The 23843-nt window shown below is 60.9% G+C and carries 12 protein-coding genes; 11 read left to right on the top strand and 1 reads right to left on the bottom strand.

The features are described from left to right. Positions 1 to 151 precede the first annotated feature (151 nt). From J4E00_RS30135 to J4E00_RS26990, 11 genes are all read left to right on the top strand, one after another. The gene (locus J4E00_RS30135; protein ID WP_208178454.1) at positions 152 to 4780 is read left to right on the top strand and encodes a translocation/assembly module TamB domain-containing protein; all 4629 of its coding nucleotides are present in this window, start codon (positions 152 to 154) and stop codon (positions 4778 to 4780) included. Between the two features lie 137 nt (positions 4781 to 4917). Continuing rightward, positions 4918 to 5817: a cell division protein FtsX gene (locus J4E00_RS26945; RefSeq protein WP_208178455.1), complete on the top strand. Its 900-nt coding sequence runs from the start codon at positions 4918 to 4920 to the stop codon at positions 5815 to 5817. Positions 5818 to 5890: 73 nt separating this feature from the next. Further along, positions 5891 to 6226 carry a DUF3098 domain-containing protein gene (locus J4E00_RS26950; RefSeq protein WP_208178456.1) on the top strand — a complete coding sequence of 112 codons (336 nt, stop codon included), beginning with the start codon at positions 5891 to 5893 and terminating at the stop codon, positions 6224 to 6226. A gap of 92 nt (positions 6227 to 6318) precedes the next feature. Next, on the top strand, positions 6319 to 7149 hold the full coding sequence (locus tag J4E00_RS26955) for an undecaprenyl-diphosphate phosphatase (protein WP_208178457.1): 831 nt from the start codon (positions 6319 to 6321) through the stop codon (positions 7147 to 7149). After that, positions 7149 to 8033, top strand: a complete 885-nt coding sequence (truB, locus tag J4E00_RS26960) for a tRNA pseudouridine(55) synthase TruB (RefSeq protein WP_208178458.1) — start codon at positions 7149 to 7151, stop codon at positions 8031 to 8033. The genes J4E00_RS26955 and truB overlap by 1 nt, the downstream gene beginning before the upstream one ends. Positions 8034 to 8106: 73 nt before the next feature. After that, positions 8107 to 9054: a bifunctional riboflavin kinase/FAD synthetase gene (locus J4E00_RS26965; protein WP_208178459.1), complete on the top strand. Its 948-nt coding sequence runs from the start codon at positions 8107 to 8109 to the stop codon at positions 9052 to 9054. A 29-nt stretch (positions 9055 to 9083) separates the two neighbouring features. Continuing rightward, complete coding sequence (locus tag J4E00_RS26970) at positions 9084 to 10331, top strand: carboxypeptidase-like regulatory domain-containing protein (RefSeq protein ID WP_208178460.1); 1248 nt, start codon at positions 9084 to 9086, stop codon at positions 10329 to 10331. Between the two features lie 132 nt (positions 10332 to 10463). Then, a complete protein-coding gene (locus tag J4E00_RS26975; protein WP_208178461.1) occupies positions 10464 to 11165 on the top strand; it encodes a CoA transferase subunit A in 702 nt (233 codons plus the stop codon). Positions 11166 to 11185: 20 nt separating this feature from the next. Then, on the top strand, positions 11186 to 11566 hold the full coding sequence (locus J4E00_RS26980) for a hypothetical protein (protein WP_208178462.1): 381 nt from the start codon (positions 11186 to 11188) through the stop codon (positions 11564 to 11566). A gap of 258 nt (positions 11567 to 11824) precedes the next feature. Further along, the gene (locus J4E00_RS26985; RefSeq protein WP_208178463.1) at positions 11825 to 13189 is read left to right on the top strand and encodes a serine hydrolase domain-containing protein; all 1365 of its coding nucleotides are present in this window, start codon (positions 11825 to 11827) and stop codon (positions 13187 to 13189) included. Positions 13190 to 13273: 84 nt separating this feature from the next. Next, positions 13274 to 13933, top strand: a complete 660-nt coding sequence (locus J4E00_RS26990; RefSeq protein ID WP_208178464.1) for a 3-oxoacid CoA-transferase subunit B — start codon at positions 13274 to 13276, stop codon at positions 13931 to 13933. A gap of 82 nt (positions 13934 to 14015) precedes the next feature. On the opposite strand, the gene J4E00_RS26995 is transcribed toward J4E00_RS26990, so the two are convergent. Next, the gene (locus J4E00_RS26995) at positions 14016 to 23714 is read right to left on the bottom strand and encodes a CARDB domain-containing protein (RefSeq protein ID WP_208178465.1); all 9699 of its coding nucleotides are present in this window, start codon (positions 23712 to 23714) and stop codon (positions 14016 to 14018) included. Positions 23715 to 23843: the final 129 nt, after the last annotated feature.

The following is a 23843-nucleotide window of genomic DNA, read 5'->3' on the forward strand; positions in this document are numbered from 1 at the left end:
TTTGGCCCTAACGGGGCTAAACGGTGCTTCGTAAACAGCCGTTCCCTTGGCCTGATAATTGGTCGGGGCGGTCAAGGCTTGCCATTCACCACCAAAAAACCGCAACTTTGCGGATTAAACCGCGTTTTTCGCATTCAACTGTTCTGCTCCGGTGCGTCGTTTCTTCGCCATTCTGCTGAAAATACTGCTGGGCCTCGGGCTACTGATAGTATTGGCCGTGGGGGCAGCCTTGGTGGCACTGCGCATTCCGAGCGTGCAAACGCGGCTGGCTCATGAGGCGGCGGACGTACTCACAAACAAGTTCGGGCAGCAGGTCACGATTGGAGGAATTGACATTCGGCCGTTTTCCAGCGTGCTGCTCGAAGGGGTGAGCGTGAAGGACCGACGCGGCGGCGAATTGCTCAGCATTGGGCGGGCTGACGCAGATATTTCGCTGTTTTCGGTGTTCGACCCACGACACCTGCACATTGCTACCCTCACGCTGAATGAGCCGCGATTCGTGTTGAAAAATCTGGCTGGCCAACCTGATTCGACTACGTTCAGCCAGCTGATGGCGACGGTAAAACGCTTGATTGGCCCTTCAACGGACACGACCAAGTCAGCACCGTTTGACTTCAAAGTAGGCTCCGTAGCCCTGCGCAACGGCCATTTCGCCATTGAGAAGGCCGACGTGCCCCACTCCCCCACCTACGGCAAAAGCATCGACTACGACCACCTATTGGTGGACAGTATCTATGCCGACATTTCCAACATCCGCCTCGGCGACACGCTGGGACTGCGCATCAGCCATCTGCATGCCGTGGAAACCCCCTCGCAGTCGCAGCTCCGCGAAATCACGGCGGACATGACCTACGGGCCACATTTCTGGGAGTTCAAGAACCTGAGCTTGCGCGTGGGCCGCAGTCAAATCAAAGACTACGTGCGCTTTGAATTCCGGGTATTCACCAACTTCACCGATTATAATGACTCGATGAAGACCATTGCGCGGCTACACGGCTCGCAGGTTTTCACGGATGACATTGCCAAGTTTGCCCCGCAGCTGAGCGAGATGCACGAGTCTGTAGCCCTGTCGGGGGATGCATCGGGCTACGTGCGTGATTTTAAAGTGAATAACCTTGATGTGCGCTATGGCAAGGGTACGCACATTGTGGCCAAACGCGCCCACGCCGACGGCCTGCCTAATTACAAGGAAAGCCTGATTGACCTGCGCCTGCTCCCTTCGGTGGTGATGACCAGCGACTTGAAGAAGTGGCTGCCGGCTTCCGCTAATAAGTTTGTGCAGAAGCTGGGCACGGTAAAATTGCAGGGCCAGGTGCTGGGCTTTTACGATGACTTTGTGGCCAATGCGTCGTTCGATACGGCGCTGGGGTTTGTGGCAACGGACGTTAACCTCAAAACCAAAACAGACCTAACGCATGCTACCTATGAGGGGACGGTGCGCTCCAACGCCTTCCAGTTGGGGAAATTTCTGGGAGACGAAAGCATTATCCGCGACGTTACGCTAAATGGGCGCGTGGAAGGGACCGGCTTCCTGCCGGCCTCTGCTTTGGGCAAGGCCAAGCTCACGGTGCCCGCCATCTGGCTGAATGGCTACCGCTACCGCAACATTGCGCTGGATGGCAGCTTCCGGCCGCAACACTTCAGCGGGCATGCCAGCGTGAACGACCCGGCCGTGCGCCTGGTAGCCGATGGCAATATTGACCTGGAGCGCAAGCATGAGAACGTAGACGTCAAGACTAAAATTGACTATGCCAACCTGCGCACGCTGGGCCTGCTGAGCCAGCCACTGGTGGTATCTACCACGGCCAATGTCCATTTTAAAGGCGTACAACTCGACTCACTTATTGGCTACGCCTACCTGCGGCACTCGCACTTCAGCATGGGCACCCGCACGCTGAGCCTCGATACGCTTGATGTAGTGAGCACCCGCAACCGCCTGAACCAACGCAAAATAACGCTGCGTTCGGAAGCCGTGGATGGCCGCGTGGCCGGCACTTTCAACACTTCTGACGTGGTGCGCGATGTACAAACCCTCATCACCGAATACCGCCTCAACTTTGAGAGTAACCCTGCGGCCACAGCCGACTACTACCGCCGCAAGCAGCAACGCGTGCTGCCAGTGTATCAGGTCGATTTGCAGCTCAATCTGAAAAAGCCAACCCCGCTGCTGGCGCTATTCGTGCCCGACTTGCAGGTGGCCAATGGCAGCCGCATCGACGGTTCGTTCCGCAATGGCGAAACGTCGATATTCCAGCTCGGTGGGCACCTTGACAGCCTGAGTTATGGCCCGGTGCACACCATAAACAACGATTTTGACTTCCTGACGTCGAAGCTGCCCTACCAGTCCGATATTCTGGCGCAGGCCAGCGTGACGAGTGCGCGGCAGTTATTGCCGGGGCTGGGCCGCACCGAAAACTTCTTCGTGGAAGGCGTGTGGGACCAGCAGCACATCAACTTCTCGACCGCACTGGCCCAGACGGGCACCACTAACCGGGCCCGCATCAACGGCTCGCTGGGCTTTCTGGCACGAGCCGTGGAGCTGGTATTCCGGCAGTCGGACGTACATCTGCTGGAAAAGGACTGGACTATTGCAGCCGATAACTCGGTGCGGATTTCAGATTACGGCCGCGAGTTTGACATTAAGAACCTGACGTTTAGCAACGGGGTGCAGTTTGTGGGTGCGCAAGGCTTTATCTCGCCCGATGCCAGCAAGCCACCCTTGGAACTCCAGCTCAAGGACTTCGAACTGGCTACACTTAACCCACTTACCGGCCAGCGTCTGGGCGGGCGCGTTAATGCTCAGGGAACCGTGAGTGGCATCTACGGCCCGCTAGCCATCAACAGCACACTCGGCGTGGATTCGCTGACGTATGACGGCACACTGATTGGTCAGGTGGCTGGCCACGGCGACTGGGACAACGCTGCCAGCAAGCTGCGCGTGAACCTGGACGTGGCCCGCAATAATCAATTGGTGCTGAATGTACTTGGCGACATTTCCCCCAGAGACGCTACTAACCAGTTGAACCTAACAGGCAAGCTCAATGATGCGCCCATTGTGCTGGCCCAGCCTTTTTTGGGCTCGCTATTCAAAAACCTGGGCGGCACCGGGCAGGGCGAGCTACGGCTCACCGGGCGGTTCGACTCGCCTAACCTGCTGGGCTTGGTAGATGTGAGTAATGGCCGTCTTACGTTTGGCTATCTGGGGACTACGTACACATTTGCCGACCGCGTCAGCTTCACGAATACATCGATAGAATTCCACAGCATTAAGCTACGCGACGCGTTGGGCAATACTGGCACTGTGGATGGCATCGTGCATCACAAAGGCTTCAAAAATATGAGCCTGGATATTGCGGCTAATTTCCGTAAGCTTCAGGTGCTCAATACGACCCGCAAGGATAATGACCTGTATTTTGGTACGGCCTACGCAACTGGCACTGCCCGCGTAACCGGCCCCACCGACGACCTCAACGTGGTGGTGCGGGCCAGCAGCGAGGCCGGTACCCGCCTGTCGCTGCCCCTCGACAATGCGGCCAAAGCTGAGAAGGCCGGTTACATCAAGTTTGTGAACCACAACCCATTGGGTGATACTGTCATCACCAAAAAGGCAGTAGCAATAAGTGCGCAGGACAAGGTCGACCTATCGGGCATCACGCTGAACATGAACCTGACCGTGACACCGGAAGCCTACATCGAAATTTTGCTGGATGAAAGCACGGGCGATGTCATTCGCGGCTCAGCGGCGGGGCAGTTGCGCATGGCCATCGACACACGCGGCGAGTTCAACATGTACGGGCAGGTAGAAATTGTGCGCGGCGCGTACAACTTCACGCTGCAAGGCTTGATTAACAAGGAATTTGTGGTCCGGCCCGGCGGCATTATTTCCTGGAACGGCGACCCGCTGGCCGGCGAAATGAATGTGACGGCCACTTATACGCAGCGCACATCGCTGGCTCCCGTGCTGGGCACCAGCAGCGCCTCGGGCACCGGCGCGGGCAGCGTGGCCGTGGTGCCCGTCACGGCCGTGATGACGCTGACCGGCCCCCTGCTGCTGCCGGCTATCAAGCTCAACCTTGAATTTAACGATGCGCCGGGCACGCTCCAGGGTGATTTAGCGGCATTCACGGCCTCCCTGCGAAATGACGAGCAGGAGCTTAACCGTCAGGTTTTCAGTCTGCTGGTTTTTAAGCAGCTCTCGCCGCCTGGCTCTTTTGGCAACACCATTTCCATTCGTGGTCAGGACAATACGGTGCAGAATAGTCTGGGTCAGATTCTGAGTACCCAGCTGGGCCTGCTCACGTCACAGATTGACCAGAACCTTGAAATTGACTTCAACATCAACGGTCTGACCGCCGAGCAGCTGCAGGCGCTGCAGGTGCGCCTGAGCTACTCTTTCCTCAACGGCCGCCTACGTGTGACCCGGGAAGGCGGCTTCACCAACAACCCCAACCTGGTGAATAGTAGCACCGGTGGCAGCACGACTCCCACGAGTGGCAACACCGCCGGTCAGGCGTCTCTACTCGGCGACCTCAGCCTGGAGTATTACCTGCGGGCCGATGGCAAGTTCCGGGCAAAGCTGCGTTATGAAACCACCCCGCGCGACCTCGAAACCATCAACCAGCCCCGCGCCGGCCTCTCGTTGCTGCACACTGAGCAATTCAATTCCTTCGGGGAGCTTTTCCGCCGCAAGAATCCGAAGAAGAGCGTCCGCAACACCCAAAAAGCCCGCGAAGGCAAGGAGGTGATGACCGTGGACGAAGACCCAAAAACGAATTTGTAAAACCAGTTAGCAATTAGCGTGAGCGGTTACCACTTGCCTTTACGTGGCTCGGTTTACGCCATTTAGTAGACAACGGGCCTGGAATTGTTCCCTAATAACTGCCAACTGCTGACTGCCAAGATTACCTTTGCCTGAATATGGCCGCCCCCACCACCTCACATACGCGCAAGAAAAAGCTCGGCTCCTACCCTACTTTGCTCGTGGTGTTCAGCATTACGCTGGCGTTGGTGGTGATTGGTTTGTTTGGTTTGTTGCTGGTGCACGCCCAAAGGCTTTCTGAAGTAGTGCGCGAAAACCTGGAGGTGCAGGTATACCTCGACCGTGACCTGCCGGAGACGGAGCTGCTGCGCTTGCAGCAGGATTTGGGCCAGCAACCCTTCATAGCCGAACGCAACGGCAAGCCCCAAATTAAGTTTGTAAGCAAGGAAGAAGGCGCCCGCCAGCTATTGCAAAGCACCGGCGAGGACTTCCGACAGTTTCTGGGCGACAACCCGTTGCGCGATGCCTACGTGCTCAAAATCAAGCCCGAGTTTACCGATACCATGCACCTGCGCCAGCTCAACCGCAGCATTTCGGCACAGCGCGGCGTGTTTGAGGTACAGTACCCGCAGGACTTGTTTGCTAGCATCAACAACAACCTGACGCGGGTGAGCCTGGTGCTGCTGGGCTTTGCGGCGGTGCTGGTGCTGGTGGTGGTCATCCTGATTAATAATACCATCAAGCTGGCCCTGTTTTCGCAGCGTTTTCTTATCCGGTCCATGCAACTGGTGGGCGCGACACGGCTCTTTATCCAGCAGCCGTTTTTGCGGCGCGCCACTTGGCAAGGCCTGGCCAGCGGCCTGCTGGCAGCACTCATCCTCGTAGCCATGCTGCAATACGCTTACCTGGAAGTGAGTGAGTTGCGCCTGCTGCGCGATGACTTGCGCCTGGGCATCCTGCTACTGGCTGTAGTAGGGCTGGGTGTGGTTATCGGTTTTTTCAGCTCGGCCCGTGCCGTGCACAAGTACCTTAAAATGTCGCTCGACGACCTTTATTAATTCTTTAGTTGTCAGGCTCTTTAAGTCAGCAATCCGCTCCTAGCAACTGATAACCAACAACTGATACTAGTATATGCAACCTACTAAACACGCTTTCCGCTTCGCCTTTGGCCCCTACAACTACCGCCTGATGTGGGTGGGCCTAGCTCTGTTAGCCGCCGGCTTCATCACCATGATGTTTGGTGACAAGGCCAATTATGGCGAGGACTTCGTTGGCATCACGTTGGGGCCGCTGCTATTGCTGGCCGGTTTTGCCGTGGAATTTGCTGCCATCATGGTGCGCGATAAGTCGCTGGAGCCGGCACCGGTAGCTCCCATAACGGCTTCGGGCCTCACCACTGATGCCGCGCCCGCTGCTAATGTACCTACTACCCCTGCTCCTGCTGCGCCAGCCTACAAGCGCCTGTAATTAGTGGTTGCTGGTTAATGATTAGTGGTTACTTGACCATCCCAAAAATCACTAACCAGTCATCACTAATCATTAATTGTTAACCATTACCAATGACTTATTGGCACGCGCTGCTCCTCGCAATTGTGGAGGGCATCACCGAGTTTTTGCCCGTTTCCAGCACCGGGCATATGATTATTGCCTCGGCCCTGCTGGGCATTGCGCCTACTCCTTTTTTCAAGCTGTATTTGGTGGTCATTCAGCTGGGGGCCATTCTTTCGGTGTTTGTGGTGTACTACAAGCGCTTTTTTCAGACCATCGATTTTTATTTGAAGCTGATGGTGGCCTTCCTGCCCATTGTAGTGGTGGGGCTGCTCTTTAAAAAGCACATCGATGCGTTGCTTGAATCGGTGACGACGGTGGCGGTGATGCTAGTAATTGGCGGGGTAGTGCTACTGTTCATCGACCGCTGGTTTCCGCAGGAAGAGCCCAATCAGGGCGGCCATCCGGTCACCAACCCAAGCTTTAAGGAAGCACTGATTATTGGGCTGTTTCAATGCCTGGCCGTGGTGCCCGGCACCAGCCGCTCGGCGGCTACCATCATCGGCGGGCTCACACAGAAGCTCACGCGCAAGGCAGCCGCGGAATTTGCCTTCTTCCTGGCCATGCCAACCATGGCAGCCGCAGCGGTAAAGGATATTTACGACTACTACAAAGAGGCCAAAGCAAATGGTGTGGATATCAGCCACATGTTGTCGGGTACGGAGCTGAAGCAGCTGGTGCTGGGCAATGCGGTGGCATTTGTGGTGGCACTGCTGGCCATTCGGCTGTTTGTGGGCTTTGTGGCTAAGTATGGCTTCCGAGCTTTTGGCATCTACCGCATCATCGCCGGAGGTATCCTCTTGATTATGCTGGCCTTGAAACTCCCTTTAAACTTGGTGTAATGAAGAAAAGCCTGGCCGATTTCGACTTTGAAGCGGGTGAAGTCCTGCTCCTGGACAAGCCCCTGACGTGGACTTCCTTTGATGTGGTGCGCAAGGTGAAAAATGCGCTGCGCATTAAGAAAATTGGCCACGCTGGCACGCTCGACCCGCTCGCGACTGGCCTGCTCATTCTTTGCACCGGCAAAAAAACGAAGGAAATTGACCTCATCCAGGCGCAGGAAAAGGAGTACACCGGCACCTTTCGCCTGGGCGAAACCACCCCCAGCTTCGACCTGGAAACAGCCGTGGACATGGCCCGTCCTTACGCTCACCTTACCGAAGAGCAGATTCGGGCTGCTACTGCCCCATTCACCGGCACCATTGAGCAGACACCGCCCTTGTTCTCGGCCGTGAAAGTCGACGGGCAGCGTGCCTATACCATCGCCCGGCAGGGCGGAGCGGCCGAAATAAAGTCCAAAACCGTCGAAATCAAAGTATTTGAGCTGACGCGCATTGCGCTGCCTGAAGTTGATTTTCGAGTGGTGTGCTCCAAGGGTACCTATATCCGTAGCCTGGCCCGCGATTTTGGGCTGGCCCTGGGTTGCGGCGCCCACCTCACCCGTTTAGTACGCACGCGCATTGGCGAGTATCGGAACGAAGACGCTTTTACCCTGGAAGCCATCGAGGCCCTGCGGCCACCCCGGCCCGAAGGCGAAGGCCCTACCCGCCCACGCCGCGAACGGCCGGCCACGGCTCCCAATCGGGCTGGCCTGCAATACTTTGCTGCCCTGCAGGCCGATGCGCTAGCGGCAAAAGAACATCAGGCGGCCGAGGCAGCTTCGCTGACTGATACTCCTGCCAGCGGACCGCTTTCCGATGGCTCAGTGCCCTCGCAGCCACGCTAACGGGCATTTTCAGGTCTGTGCCCGTTACCTTCGCGGCGCTGATTTTCTCTTTTATTCGCTTCACCGGCGCCCTATGCACGTCATCCGCGACCCGGCTCAGTTTCCGTTTCTTGGCAATGCTGTCGTCACCAGCGGCACGTTTGATGGCGTCCACGTTGGGCACCAGCGCATTCTGGCGCGGCTGCGCGAGGTGGCGCGGGCCAGTGGCGGGCCATCGGTAGTGATTACCTACTGGCCGCACCCACGGCTGGTGCTGGGGCCGCCTCCCTCCCACCCCGAACTATTGGAACTACAGCTGCTCAACACCTTGGATGAGCGCATTGCCAAGCTAGCCGACTTGGGCGTGGATTATCTACTCATTGTACCTTTTACCCGGGATTTTGCGCAGTGGACTTCGGAGGAATATATTCAGAGTTTGTTGTTGAAAACGGTGGGTGCGAAGCAGTTGGTTATCGGCTACGACCACCGCTTTGGCAAAAACCGCGAAGGCGGCTTCGACTATTTAAGCCAAAACGCCGACCGCTATGGGCTGACGGTGGAAGAAATTCCGCGGGAAGATGTGGACGCGGTGGGCGTGAGCAGTACTCGCATCAGGCAGGCGCTGCGGCAGGGCGATGTAGCCACGGCCAACCGTTATTTGGGGTATCATTACCCACTAACCGGCGTGGTAGAGCATGGCCAGAAGCTAGGCCGCACCATCGGCTATCCCACAGCAAATCTGCGGGTTGATGAACCGCTGAAACTGGTGCCAGCGCAGGGCATTTATGCGGTGTGGGCCATTACGGCGGCGGGTACGCGGCATCGGGCCATGCTCAGCATTGGCGTGCGGCCCACAATTGGCAAGGATTTGGCCCAGACCATTGAGGTGAACCTGCTCGACTTTAGCGGTGACCTGTACGAACAACTGCTAACCCTGGAGTTTGTGACTTGGCTGCGAGGCGAAGAAAAATACGATGGCCTGGATGCGCTGACGGCCCAATTGGCGTTGGATGAGCAGGCGACGCGTCAGGCGCTGGCGTAAGCCGCCTTTCTGTTTAAACTATTTTATTCATGATGAACTACTTGCGATTATTGCTGATAAGCTGTGTTTTCTTGGGGACGCTGAGCGCGGCCCACGCGCAGGGCAAAATCACTGGCGTGGTAACGGATTCTATTACGCACGAGCCGCTGGCTTTTGCCAGTGTATTCCTGGCCAATACCACGCTGGGCGCTACCACCACTGAGCAGGGGAAATTTGAATTTCCAAAAGTGCCGGCCGGCACCTACGACATTGTGGGCTCGTACGTGGGTTATGGTCTGGCGAAGAAAAACATCACCGTGACTCGCGAGGCGCAGCAGGTGGATTTGCAGCTGGCCCCCACTGGCAACCAGTTGGGCGAAGTGGTGGTGAAGCCCGAGCCCAACAAGCCGGAAGAGTATAAGGAGTTCACCAACCTGTTTTTGGGCGGCACCACGTTTTCGGAGAAGTGCCACATCAGCAACCCTGAGAGCGTGCGGGTGATGTACGACGACTCGACCAAGGAGCTGACGGCCCGGGCCAAGGAATTTGTGCAGATTGACAACGACGCGCTGGGCTACCGCCTGAAATACTACGGCCTGCAATTCTCTTATAACAGGGAAGATGGCTCTATCTTCTACTACGGCCAGCCAGTATTCGAGGAAATGACGCCACGCGATGAGAAGCAGCGCAAGCTGTGGGCTGCCAACCGCATGATGGCTTACAAAGGCTCGTTCATGCACTTTTTGCGTAGCGTATACGCCAACCGGGTGCAGGCAGAAGGCTTCATGACCCAGCAGATTATCATCTCGCAAAACCCCAAGTTTGAGCGCGCCGATAAGCAGCGTCAGGCCTTGACGGCACAGCACCCCGACGGCAAATTCACCACAGCCGAGCAGGACTCTATTGAAACCTGGGAAAGCATCGCCCCGGTTATTGCATCGCTCAATCAAAACCCGTTGCCTATTGACAGCATCCGCCGCGCATCGCCCACTGGCAAGCGCGTTTACCTGCGCTTCACGGGCGAACTACAGGTGGCACACTTTGGCGAAGCGCCCGACCCGCAGTATAAGCGGCCGATGTCGCCACTGGGATACCCCAAAACGCCCATTCCGCCCGGCCCGCGGCAGGTTTCGCGCCTGAAGCTTCAGGGCAAAGAGGCAGCTATTCAAGCCAATGGAACGTTGCTGAATCCGCTGGACGTGTTCAACGGGGAGTACTGGGGCTTCGAGAAGATTGGGGAGTTTTTACCCATCGACTACACGCCTGGGGCAGCGGGTTTAGCGCCGGCCCGCCAGTAGCAGGTGGCAAGAATGAAAGCGGGCTTGGCTGACATCACGAATTTTCTGCGAGTTCGGACCGTCAGCTAAGCCCGCTTCTTTGTGTAATTTTCGGACTCCAACGGCGGAGTCCCGCCGCCCCATCCCACCCAAATGATAGACAAAACCGTTCCCAACGCCCAGGCTGCCCTCCAAGGCCTCGCCGATGGCATGACCTTGATGCTTGGCGGCTTCGGCCTGTGCGGCATCCCCGAAAACTCTATTCAGGAAATTCTGCGCCTTGGCGTGAAGAACCTTACCTGCATCTCGAACAACGCGGGCGTCGACGACTTCGGCATTGGGTTGCTGCTGCAAACCAAGCAAGTGAAGAAGATGATTTCCAGCTACGTGGGCGAGAATGCCGAGTTTGAGCGCCAGCTGCTGAGCGGCGAGCTGGAAGTGGAGCTGATTCCGCAGGGCACCCTGGCCGAGCGCTGCCGGGCGGGTGGCGCGGGCATCCCGGCCTTCTACACGCCCGCCGGCTACGGCACCGAAGTAGGTGAAGGCAAGGAAAGCCGCGAATTCAACGGCAAGATGTACCTGCTTGAAACGGCTCTACACGCCGATTTTGCCTTTGTAAAAGCCTGGAAGGGCGACACGGCTGGCAACCTTGTTTACAAAGGCACGGCCCGTAACTTCAACCCGATGATGGCCACGGCCGGCAAAATCACCGTGGCCGAGGTGGAGGAGCTGGTGCCCGCCGGGGAACTCGACCCCAACCAGATTCATACGCCGGGCATTTTCGTGCAGCGCATTTATCAGGGCGAGCAGTACGAGAAGCGCATCGAGCAGCGCACGGTACGGGCAGCCTCTTAAGACGAGTAATGGTCTGAGCCATGCGAGTTGCGCTGCATATCCGCCTGCTACTATTGGGATTGGTGCTGCTGTTGGCGCTGCTGCCGGTAGCTTTTGGGGTGTACATCAACGAAACTAGTCCGGCCCCAACCAGCCACTTGCTGGCAGGCCGCTGCTCACGCTATTGTGAGGCCCACGGCTGTCCGCATGCTACTCCTGCCAACAGTCCGGCATACTTCAAGCTCCGGTTGCTTTACGAAGCCACTGTGCAGGGCCTGGCAGCGGGTGGCAAGCAATACTATGCAATAGCTAACATTGCTTTCTATCTGGTGTTCATACCCTTACTGTTGTTGAGCCTGGCTTATGGGGCTTTGTATAATATGGTCCTTATTCGCCGTCTTAAAACATTGCGCCGTGGCTAATCTATGGCATTGGAGCGCCCGCTTCGTTCATTTTGCTTATTGGTACTGCACCGATTTTATGGTCAACCTGGGCACCCGCACCCGGACGTCCTATTCGGAAGCCAATACGTGGGTTCTGTTGCTGCTCATTCCCAGTCTAGTAGCGCTGCTGGTTGGGGTGCGCATTGTCCAATGGTTTCAACTACGCCGCCTTTCCAAGCATTCTGGCCTTTCCACTACTTTTCCGAGCCCTGACGCTAATTCCGTAATTTGACTGCTATGAAAAAGACTTCCCTCGTGCTGCTATTGCTGCTGAGCGGCTACGGTGCCACCGCCCAGGTTGCCGCACCGCCGCGCAAAGCAGCCCCGAAAGCTGCGACTGCTGCAAAAGCGACTACCGCATCGGTGGCCCCACCCGTAGTCGACCCCGCAGAGGCTCAGCGCATCGACAAGCTGCTGGAGGAGTACACGGCCGCCAACCGCGTGCCCGGCGCCATTGGGCTGGTGATGCGCGATGGCCAAGTCATTTACCGCAAGGCCGTGGGCCTAGATGACGTGGCCGCCCAAACGACGCTCAAGACCGATGCCATCGTGCGCATTGCCTCCCAAACCAAGGCCATTACCAGCGTGGGCGTGATGATGCTGTACGATGAAGGCAAGTTTCAGCTGGACGACCCGATTTCCAAATACTTGCCGGCTTTCTCCAAGACCTGGGTGCTGGGCTACCTCAACCCGAAGGACACCGTGTATACCATGGTGCCGGCGAAGAGTCCGGTCACCATCCGGCAACTGCTTTCGCACACCTCGGGCATCAGCTACCCGGCAATTGGAAGCAAAGATGCGGTGATGATGTATGCGAAGGCTAAGATTCCGAGCGGCATCGGTACGCCCAGCGGCACGCTGGCGAAATCGATGGACGACCTGGCGAAGCTGCCGCTTCTGCACGAGCCAGGCCAGCGCTTCACCTACGGGCTGAGCGTGGATGTACTCGGCCGGTTGATTGAGGTCCTCTCGGGCCAGCCGTTGGACCAATACCTGCGCCGCCGCATTTTTGAGCCGCTGGGCATGAAGGACACTTACTTCTACCTGCCCGCCGACAAGCAGGCCCGCTTGGCTAAGCTTTATACCGAAGACAACACCCAGAAAACAGTGCCGATGCAGCCCATCGGCAACATGAGCCCGGACTATCCGAAGGCGAAGGGCACGTACTTTTCGGGCGGCGCGGGCCTGTCATCGACCATTGACGACTACGCAGCCTTCCTGCAGATGTTACTGAACAATGGCAACCTCAACGGCCAGCGCATCCTCAAGCCCGCCACCGTGGCCCTGATGACGCAGAACCAGATTGGCACCATCAACCAGGGCGACCACAAGTTTGGCCTGGGCTTTAGCCTCACCTCGGCCGATAATGCCATCGTGCCCGGCCTGTCGCCCGGCTCCTACGAGTGGGGCGGCATCTTCGGCACCACGTATTGGGTCGACCCCAAGGAAAAGCTGGTGGCCCTGATTTATACTCAGAAATTCCCCAGCGGCACCAGCCACGACCTCGGCACTAAGTTCAAAGCAGCCGTGTACCAATCCTTCGTGCCCGACCAAAAAGCACCAAGTGGCGTAGCTGCACCAGCCACGACAGGCACCAAGTAACCACCGCAACGTCTCACCCAACCTCCCACCCACAAAATCCGCGAAATCCGACTAATCCGTCGAATCCGTGGTCCAGACAACCTTATGCTAGACAAACACGGCATCGCCCGGCGCATTGCGCAGGAAGTGAAAGACGGCTCCTACGTCAACCTCGGTATCGGCATTCCCACGCTGGTGGCCAACTACATCCCGGCCGGCATCAACGTGGAGCTGCAATCGGAAAACGGATTGCTTGGCATGGGCCCCTTCCCTACCGAAGACCAGGTCGACCCCGACCTCATCAACGCGGGCAAGCAGACCGTGACCACGCTGCCCGGCTCCAGCATCTTCTCCTCCGCCGACTCGTTTGGCATGATTCGGGGCGAGCATGTGGACCTGACTATTCTCGGCGCAATGGAGGTTTCGGAGCGCGGCGACATTGCTAACTGGAAGATTCCGGGCAAGATGGTGAAGGGCATGGGCGGCGCAATGGACTTGGTGGCTTCTGCCAAAAACATCATCGTGGCCATGCAGCACGTGGCCAAAGATGGCTCGTCCAAGCTACTGACGGACTGCACGCTGCCCATCACCGGCCTGCGCTGCGTGAAAAAAATTGTGACCGAGCTGGCGGTGCTGGAAGTAACCCCCGACGGCTTCGTACTGCGCGAACGGGCTCCCGGCGTGAGCGTGGAGCAGATTGTGGCCGCCACCGCCGGCAAGCTGGTGGTGCCGCAAGGCGAAGTACCCGAAATGACAGGCGTGTAAGCCTTCCCCACCCAGCACACCAACCATAAAAAAAGCCCTGGCAATCTGCCAGGGCTTTTTTGGTTTGCTTCAGATTCTAAAGCTATTGCTTCAGTAGCTTGACCTGGCGCACTTCGGTACCTACCCGCACACGGAGCACGTACACGCCGGCTGGCAGGCTGGCCAGCTCGGGTAGCTCGATGGCATTGCGGCCGGCCGTGAGGTGCAGCTTGTGGGTGAGCAGTGAGCGCCCCGTCATATCCAAGAGCTGGAGCACCGCATCAACCGCTTCGGGGGCGCTGATGGTAGCTTGCAGCTCAGCATGGAAGAAGGGGTTCGGGACGGCGCTCAGGCTGAGCGTGGCCTCTTCCTTGGCGAGTTGCACGGCCTGCACAGGGCTGTAGCTGATGGCCCCGTTGGTATCGGTCTGGCGCAGGCGGTAGTAGCGCACGCCACCGGTGGTGGGCACGTTGCGGTCGGAGAAGGAATAGCTGCGCGGGGCCGTGCTGTTGCCGGCCGCTGCTACCCGCCCTAGCTCCCGGAAGCCGTCGCCGCGAGGCGAGTCAGTGGCTTCGAGGGCAAAGTAGGCGCTGTTCTTCTCCGTAGCCGTGGTCCAGGTGGCCAGCACGTCAGCACCACGGCGCACCGCCGCAAAGCTCATGAGCTCCACGGGCAGCGGACGATTGCCGCCGTGCAGGTAGAACTCCGAGAAGTGGTCGGTGATGGTGGCTTGCGCAACGAAGCAGTCCTGGTCGAGGCGGGTCGTGGTTTGCGGCGTCAGGAGTCGGACCGTGGAAACGGCCGTGGCATTGTTGGCCAGGCTGCAATCCTCGTTGGGGCCGCTGTACTGCGTCAGGCGCAGGCTGTTGTAGGCCGTCACGTTGGCTAGGTCTGCGGCTTTGAGCTTGTCGAACTCAGCCGGCAGGCCGTAGAACCGTACTAGGACGGACTTCCCGGTAAAGCTGCTGTCGGCGATGAAGTGCCAGTTGCGGTCCAGGTACTTGGTGCCACGGGCATCCTGCCGGATGGTACCGCTCATCACCGAGAATTCTACCTTCACGTTGCCAAGGGCGTGGCCCTGGTCGTTGATGGCCGCCACGGTCTGCCCGTTCAGCAACAGGCGCTGCCAGGTACCCAGGCCGCTGCTTACTACCGTCTGGGAGGTCAGGCACTGGTTTTTCAGCAAGTTATACACCACCAGGGTCGTATCGGAAAGCACCGTGTAGGTATTGCCGACTGTTTTCAGGGCCTCGCGGTTGCTGGTGGTATCCTGGGCCAGCACGAAGAAATCGTAGCGGGCGCCCGGCTCACCGGCAAAGCTGTAGCTGGTTGTGGGCAGATTCTGCGCCACGGCCGCGAAAGCTCCGCCGTCCTTGCTGGCGTAGAGGTCGTAGGAAAGCAGGCCCGAGCCTCCAGTATCATCCTGGGCAGTCCAGTTGAGCACCACGGAGCTGGTGCTGGTGGTGGGCGGCAGCGCGGCCAGCTGCGAGGTAGGTGCCACGGCATCGAGCACGTTCTTCCAGCGGTTGGTGGCCAGTGGTGGGTTCGTATCGAACACGATGGTAGCCTGGGCCGCCAGCGTGTCGCCCGTCAGGGCGGCGGGACTGGCCTTGATGGTGTAGTTCACGAAGCCCTGACCGCGGCCGGTGGAGTCGTTCAGCGCCAGGAAGCCCTTGTTGGGGTCGAGCGGGGCCACGCCGGTAGCCGGGTCAATGGTTTCGAACTGCCACAGCAGGCGGCGGCCCACCACGTCCACGGTGCCCAGCACCCGCACATCGTAGCCGAGCGAGTCGGGCATGTCAAGCAGGGTGGAATACGAACTGGCGTTGGCCGGCACCGGGAAAGTATAGTCGGCCCAGCCATACGAGCCAAGGCGGAACTGCTGGGCGTCGAAGGCGGTGCTCAGGGGCACGGTCACGCGCACTACCTGCGCCGGAGCCGTGGCCTGCACCGGGTCGTTCTCGAACTGCACCTGGTAGCTGAGGCGCTGCTGCGCGCCCACCATCTTGCGGCGGCCCGAGCCGGCCGGGCCGGCAATCAGGTTGGGGTCGATGGAGCCCACTACCTGCGTGCAGCTCGCCCCGCGGCCCTTGTAAGTGAATACGATGGAGTCGGCACAGTTCACCAGCGCCGCCGGGTAGCTGTTGGCATCGAAGGGGTTGGGGCGGAAGGGCCGCACGCATTCGGTTACGCCCCAGGTGCCGCACACCCCGCCCGGAATGGCGATGGAAGCCGACGTGGCCGTGTAGCCGGTGCGCAGGCGGCCAGCGCGCAGGGCGGCCGTGTCCAGCAGCCCGGCATGCACGTAGTAGCGCCGCAGGCTGTCCTGCCAGGCCGGGGCGTTGGCGGCCAGCGAGGCCACGCCCGCCGGGTAGCTGGCCGGCGAAGCCAGCACCGCCGCCCGGTAGCGGCCAATGTGGTCGAGGGTCTGGCGGGTGTACCATTCCTCCGTGAGGGCCGCTTGGTTCCAAACCACGGGCAGGCCCCCCAGGCGGGTGGGCGTGAGGCGCAGGTTGACCTGGATGATTTCGCCGGGCCGCAGGTCGGTCGCCACGAAGGGCAGCACTTCCGTCAGACCGTCGTCGAGGCGGTTGCGGGGGGTGGCACTGGCCGCGCCGGTGTGGAAATCACTCTTCTTGCGCACGTTCGGGGTGTGGGTAATCACCGGGCTTTGGCCCGGCGGCAGCTCGTACTGGAACTCCCAGTACGGCACGTCCACGTTCGAATTATTCTGCAGGAAGTAGGTCCAGTTGGCGTTGGTCCCCACGCGCACCGTTTGCGGAATGATGGTGGCAAAGTCCACGTTGAGCGGACGCGCCGCCTCCACGGTCAGGCCGTTGGTGAGCTGCACGCGGGTGCCGTTGTTGTCGGCCACCACGTGGTACTGGCCCAGGCTCAGGGTATCGAGCCGCCAGCGGAGCGTTACCTCCGTGCTGTTGCGGAACGTGAGCACCTGAGCTTCGGCCCGAATGGCCGGGCTGTTGCCCTGGGTGAGGTAGAAGCGCGTGGCGGGGTAGCCATTGGCACCCGTGCGCAGGCGGTGGAAGCCGGCCCCGAGCACCTGGGTGGTAACCCGGCCGCGGCCCACCCGGTTGGCCGTAATGCTGCGCACCTGAAAGCCCAGGGTGTCGGCATACAGCGTGGCCGTTTGCAGGCTGGGGTACTGGTAGGGCGTTTTCACCAGCACGTAGTAGGGCAGCGGGCCGGTGGTGGGCACCAGAATTTCCTGGGCCGTGCTCACCTGGTTGAGGTAGATGAAGTCGTAGTCGGCGGCAGTGGGCACGCGGTTGTAGGCCACGTACATTTCATTCTGCCCCAACGACTTGTTGCTGGTCAACGTGAGCACCATGTCCTTATTGGCACCCGGCGTCACGCGGTAGTACACCACCGAGTCCTTCATCAGCGGGAAGCTGGTGGGGATGCGCAGGGGCAGGATATTCACGCCTAGGGCCAGCTGGTTGGCCGCGTCGGTCACGTTGTTGTTGGCCGCCGGGCTGCTCACTGCCCCTTCGTAGATGTCGTTGAAGAGGTTGGTGGCCATCAGGCCGTGGTAGGTGCCGGGCAGTAGGCCCTGCAGGCGCGAGCGCACCACGCCGCTCACCGTTTGGTTCGGGGCGATGGTGATGTTGCGGGTTTGCGAGGCGAAAAGCTGGTCTACAGCCCCATCCACGGTGGCATCCTGACTGAGGTAGAGGCCATCCTTGAGCTGGCCCACGGCGGGGTTCACGCCCTGGTTTTTCACCTGGTAATGCACCGTCATGGTTTCGCCCAGTTGGCGGGTGGCCGGCACCGTAACGCTGGTCACGATAAGGTCGGCCGGCTGCGGCACCCGGATGAGGATGCTGCCCTGCACGATGTTGTTGAGCTCCTGCTGGTGCTCGTACACGGTGCCGTACTGTACGGCCCCGCCCCACAGCTGACTGGGGCTGTAGCCGTTGGAACCGGAGATGTCCGTGACCAGGAACACGTAGTAGTTGCCCGACATGTAGGCCGGAATGGTGGCAGTAATCGTGGCCGCGTAGCTCTGGCCCGCGCCCAGCGTACCGGGGTGGCGGTAGGTGCCAATGCGCACCGAACCGTTCACCGAGGGCGAGGTATTCAGGTAGATGCCGTCGTCCCAGTTGCCTTCCAGCGTAGCCCCTACCCCCTGGTTCTGGATGGTGAAGGGGATGGTAACCTGCTGCCCGGCCACCACGTCGGTGGGCAGGGTGCTGGCCGTCGGAATCAGGTCGGCGGGCGGTGTGAGCAGGATGGGCAGCGCCATGGTACGCACGTTGTTGGCCGGGTCCATGTCGTTGAGCACGCTCGATGCCGTCCCACTACAGTAACCGCGCCCATCGGGCACGCCCGCCTTGCCAATCACGAAGTAGCTGCCCTGCAAGCCATGGGGCAGCCGCACGGTGGCGGTGCCGTTGTAGCTGCTCCCCACGGCCAGGTCACCGTCGTGGGTGACGGTGGTCAGGCGCAGGTCGGCGGCGTCCAGCGTCGCATCGGTCGAGAGGTAGAACTCTTCGCGCCACCCCGTGGCCAAGGTGCGGAAAGCGCCCTGGTTGTCCACGCCAAAGCTCAGGCCGATGGTCTGACCCGAGTAGGCCGTACCAGTCGTGCTTAGTGCCGTCAGGCGCAGGTCGTCGGAATAGTTATAGGTCAGGGCAAAGCGCTGCTCGTTGTTGTTCTCGAAGTTGTATTCGTACACCGCATTGCCGTCGTCGGTTTTCAGCAGCACCTCGTAGTTGCCGGGCGTCACGTAGCGCGGAATGCTGAGTAGCATCGAGCCCGAGTACGAAGCCCCCGGCGCCAGCGGGCCGGTATGGCTGACGCGACCCAGCAACTGGCAGCCGTTGGCGCTGCCGCCCGGCGATACCAGCCACACGGCGTCGCTCCAGGTGCCATTGGCGGGGCCTACGGCGGTGCTGCTGTTGCGCACCGTGTAGTTCACCGTGAAGGTCTGGAAGGCGTCGAGGGTAGCCGGGCCGGTGAAGGCGGTCGGCTGCAGGTCGGCGTAGGCGAGCGAGATGTTCACCAGGCCCGAGCGGAGCAGGTTGTTGTTTTCGTGGGTGTATTCGAACACGTTGCCACGAGTGGAGCCCTGCACGTAATCAGCCTGACCGAAGACATAATAAGCCCCCGACAAGCCGTTGGGGATGGCCAGGGCCACGCTGCGGCGGTAGTGGTGGTCCACAGCCAGCGTATCGCCGCCGAAGATGTTGGTGGTGCCCACCGCAATGGCCGTGGCCGGGTTGAAGGTAGCCGTGGGGCTGAGCCAGAACTTATCGGCCCAGTACCGCTCCTCGGCCACCGGGGCGTTGAGGCCGCTGTTGCGCACGTCCCAAACGATGTTGGCGCTGGTGCCGGCTATCAGGTTGGCCGGGGCCGTGAGCTGAATCGGCAGGAGGTCGGCCGGGGGACGCAGGATGACGTCGACGGGCACCGGGCGGTTCACGTTGTTGGTGCTGGCCGTCTCGAAAATGCTGTTGTCGGTATCGCTGTACACGTAGAAATAGCGGGTCCCGTACTCGGTGTGCGGAATGCGCACGCTCACGGTGCGGGCGTAGAAGCCGTTGGTGAGCAGCGTATCGGTCACCCGCTGGCGGCCGAGCGAAATGGCATTCGGTCCCAGTGCCCCGCGCCCGGTGTTCTGGCTGATGTTCTGAATGGTGTCGGGCGAGATGAAGAACTCATCGTAGCGCACCTGGGTGGCCGCCACCGAGCCGCGGTTGTACACGCGGTAGCGCATCGTCACATCGGTATAGCCCACCGACGGATTGGGAGGCGACACGAAGTTTTCCAGCGAGAAGTCCGGCGTGGTCGGCACTATCATCAGCGTGCGCTTAGGGGAGCGGAAGCGGTTGTTGGTATAGTTCGTTTCGAGCAAAGCGCCGGTATTGGCGCGCACAAACACGTAGTAGTAGCCGGCCTGCGAGTACGGCACCCGGAAAGTGGCGTTGGTGATATAGGTCGCGTTCGGCTGCAGGAAGCTGGTGTTGCCCCAGGTGCCCACCTGCACGGCGGTGCTGCTGTTGAACACCGAGTCCTGACTGAGCCACACCTGGTCCTGCCACTGCTGGGCCAGGGTGCTGCCCGCACCCGTGTTGGTCACGTTCCAGCTCATCTGCATGGTCTGGCCCGCATACACCGTGTCGGGATTCTGGATGAAGCTCACCCGCAGGTCGGGCAGGTCGCGCAGGCCAAAAGCCAGCACCGGCCCCGGCGTACTGAAGCAGGGGTTGCGGGCTACCACCCGCCAGCGGTACTGCGCCCCGTAGGGCAGCGCGCCGTTGTAGGTGTATTGCAGGGCATTGATGTTGGCCACGGTGGCCGTAGCCGACTGGCTGCCGGTGGCCGGCCACACGTACAGGTCGTAGGTAGTGGCGGCGCTGGCCGGGCTCCAAGAGAAGGTGATGGGCAGGCTCAGGCCGTTGGAGTTATCTACGGGCTGGAGCTGGCCCACCAGGCCGGGGGCGGTATTGTAAGGGTTGGTGCTGATGACCTGCCGCCGGGTGTAGGCGCAGCCGGCCGCGTTGGTCACCGTCACGGTGTAGGCCGTACGGACCAGGGGGTTCACCACAATGCTGGCCGTGGTGGCACCCGTGCTCCAAGCATAAGTAGCGCCCGCACCGGTGTTGCTTACCGTCAGAGTCACCGGCTGGCCGGCGCACACGAGGGTATCGGTGGCGGCCAGCGTCGGCGTGGGCAGCACCGTGATGCTGCGGAAAGCCGTGCTGGCGCAGCCGTTGCCATCGGTGTACGAGTAGCTCAAGCCGAAAGTACCGACCCCAGCCGTAGCCGCGCTAAACTGCCCACCGCTCACCCCGGTGCCGGCGTAGGTACCGCCGGCCGGCGAGCCGCCCGTCAGGGCAAAAGCAGCCGCGCCCTGGCACACCAGCGGGAAAGCCGCCTGGGTCACCGTGGGCAGGGCAAACACCTGCAGCGGCTGGGTGGCAGTGCCGGTCCAGCCGTTCAGGGTGTACGTGTAGGTGATGGTGTGGCTGCCGGCTCCGGCCGTGGCCGGGTTAAACTGCCCCCCGCTCACACCGGGCCCGGAGTACGTGCCCCCGGCCGGCGAGCCACCCGTCAGGGCGAAGCTTCCTACCGAGATGCACACGGGCGAAAACGCGCCCAGGGCAACCACCGGCGGGGCCAGCGTGGCGAAAGAAGTGGTTTGGGCCGCCGAGCTTTGGCCGCCGCAATTGGTGGTCAGGCTCACATTGTAGGTCACGCCGGGCGTCAGGCCGGCCAGGTTCACGGGCGAGCCCGCCACGGTCTGGTTTTGGGTGCTGCCGCCCTGGGGCGTGTAGCTCAGGGTGTAGCCGGTGGCACCGCTGGCAGCTGTAAAAGTCACTTGGGCGGCCGTCTGGGTGATATTGCCCACCAGCAAGTTGGTGGGAGCTGCACAAGGCGTGGTAGTTACGGTCACCGTTGTCTGACCCGAGCTAGTGCAGCCGGTAGCGGTGAGCGTGGCCACCACTGTGTACTGCGCCGAACCCACCACCGTAGGCAACGCCGATACGGTGGTGCCGGTCGTGCTTTGCAGGCCCGGGCCGCTCCAGGCGTAGGTGGTGCCGGGCTGCGGGTTGGCCACGTTGAGGGTGGTAACCTGGCCGGCCGCCACCGATGTGGGATTGGCCAGGGCCTGTGGGGCAGGTGTCACCGTCACCGTTACCTGCCCCGAACTGGTGCAGGTGCCGTTGGTGCTGGTCACGGTGTAGGTGGTGGTTTGGAGCGGGGTGGCCGTGACGCTCGCGCCCGTGGTGGCCGAGAGGTAGGTGGCCGGGCTCCAGGTGTAGGTATAGCCCGCCGTGGCTGGCGTGGCCAGCGTACTGCTCTGTCCAGCGCACTGGGTAGCCGCCGGGCCAGTCACGGTCAGGGTGCTGGGCACCACCGTCAAGGTCACCGAAGCCGAACAGCTGTACGAGCCCACGCGCACGGTGGCCGTGTAGGTAGTGGTGGCCGTGGGCGACGCCGTGATGCTGGCCGTGGTAGCGCCCGTGCTCCAACGAACGGTGCCGTTGATGGGTGTCGCCAAACTCAGCGTCCGGCTCTGGCCCGCGCAAATGGTCTGGCTGGTCTGCTGAATGGTGGCATTCGGCATGAGCACCTCGGTGCTGTCGGTGGCTGAGCAGCCGCCGGCGCCGGTGCCCACCGTCACGCGGTAGCGCCCCGGTGTATTCACCACGATGGTCTGGGTAGTGGCGCCCGTATTCCACAGGTAGGACGCAAAGCCGGCCCCCGCATTGAGCGTGGTGCTGTTGCCGCCGCAGGTCACGGCCGTGGTATCGGCCAGGGCCACCACGGGCGCGGGGTTGAACGTTACCCGCGAAGTATCCGAACCCACGCAGCCCGACCCGCTGGTTACGTTGATATAATATTTGCCGGGTGTGGTTACGGTAATGCTCTGAGTGGTAGCGCCCGTACTCCACAGGTAGGTGGCACCCGTGCCGGCCGCGGCCGAACTAAGTGTCACCGTCTGGCCGGTGCAGGCTGCCACGGTGGGCATCAGCATGGGCTGAAACTTGGTTGGCGTATTCACCGTGAACGAGCGGCTGTACTCGATGGCGGCGCGGCCCTGGGCATCTACTGCCGTCACGTTCATCACATAGGTGCCGGCGGCTGTCAGGCAGAGCTGGGGCGTGAAGGTCTGGTCGATATCGGCAGCGCGGCTGGCGGCGGGCAGCACGTACTCGTCCGGCCCTTGCACCACAGTGGTGCCCTGCGTCACGAGGTAGCGGATTTTGGTGATGAGCGGCCGCACGCCGGGCGCAGCCGTGGGGGCCAGTTTCAGGAAGGGCCGCGTGAAATTGTGGCTCCAGCGCCCGTTGGCGTCCCGCACCCGGGTGGTGAGGTTATGGATGCCGGCCGTCACGCCGGATAAGTCCAGCATATACGTTTGGTCTATGCTGCTACCGGGTGTCACGGCCAGAGCCGTACCCTGGCCCACACCAGGGTCGGCATCAATAAAATATTCGGCCCGCGTCAGGTTAGGCAGCACGTTACCGCCGGCAGGCGCGGGAGCCAGCTTCAGGAAGCTGCGCATGAACGTGTGGCTCCAACGCCCGTTGGCGTCGCGCACCCGCAAGTTGATGCTGTGCACACCCGTGCTCACCGCACTGAAATCCAACGGATACGTTTGGTCGATGCTAGCGCCGGGCGTTACGGCCAGGGCCGTGCCCCGGCCCACGCCCGGGTCTGAGTCAATAAAGTATTCCGCTGCCGTTAGGTTTGGGGCTGGCCCTCCAGTGGTGGTAGCCCCGAGCTTGAGGAAGCTGCGCACGAAAGTGTGGCTCCAGCGGCGGCTCTGGTCCTGCACGCGCACGTTGATGGAATGCACGCCGGCTGGTACGCTGGCCAGATTCAGCATATACGTCTGGTCCACGCTGGTGCCGGGCGTCACGGCCAGGGCTGTGCCCTGTCCTACACCCGGGTCGGCATCGATAAAATATTCCGCCCGAACCACGTTGGGCAGAACTCCGCCGCTGGCCGCGGGGCTCAGCCGCAGAAACGTGCGGGTGAACGTGTGGCTCCAGCGGCCGGTGGCCCCGCTCTGGCTGTGCACCCGCATATAAAGCGTGTGCACGCCCGCGGCCACGCCGGTCAGGTTGGGCGAGAAGGTGTGGTCCTGCACCGCGGCGGCGGTGGGAAACGTAACGCGGGTACCGAGCCCCACGCCGGGGTCGGTGTCCACGAAATACTCCGCGTAGTTAAGCGGCGCCTGGGCCCTGGCCAGCCGCCCCGTCAGCAACGCCGACAGCAACAGCAGGGCAATCAGCCACGGCCGAAGCCGGGCATAGGTCAATAATTCCATCGCTCAGTAGCAATACTGCCATCGTGCGCGCAGCATAGCCGCCGGCTTCGGGGGCTCGGGGCAGCGCTTTCCAGCCCTGTCCCCACCTCTCCGAACCAACGGCCGCGCCTGCCCGCAGCACGGCCAGCA

It is taken from the genome of Hymenobacter negativus (assembly GCF_017571495.1).
Lineage (GTDB): Bacteria > Bacteroidota > Bacteroidia > Cytophagales > Hymenobacteraceae > Hymenobacter > Hymenobacter negativus.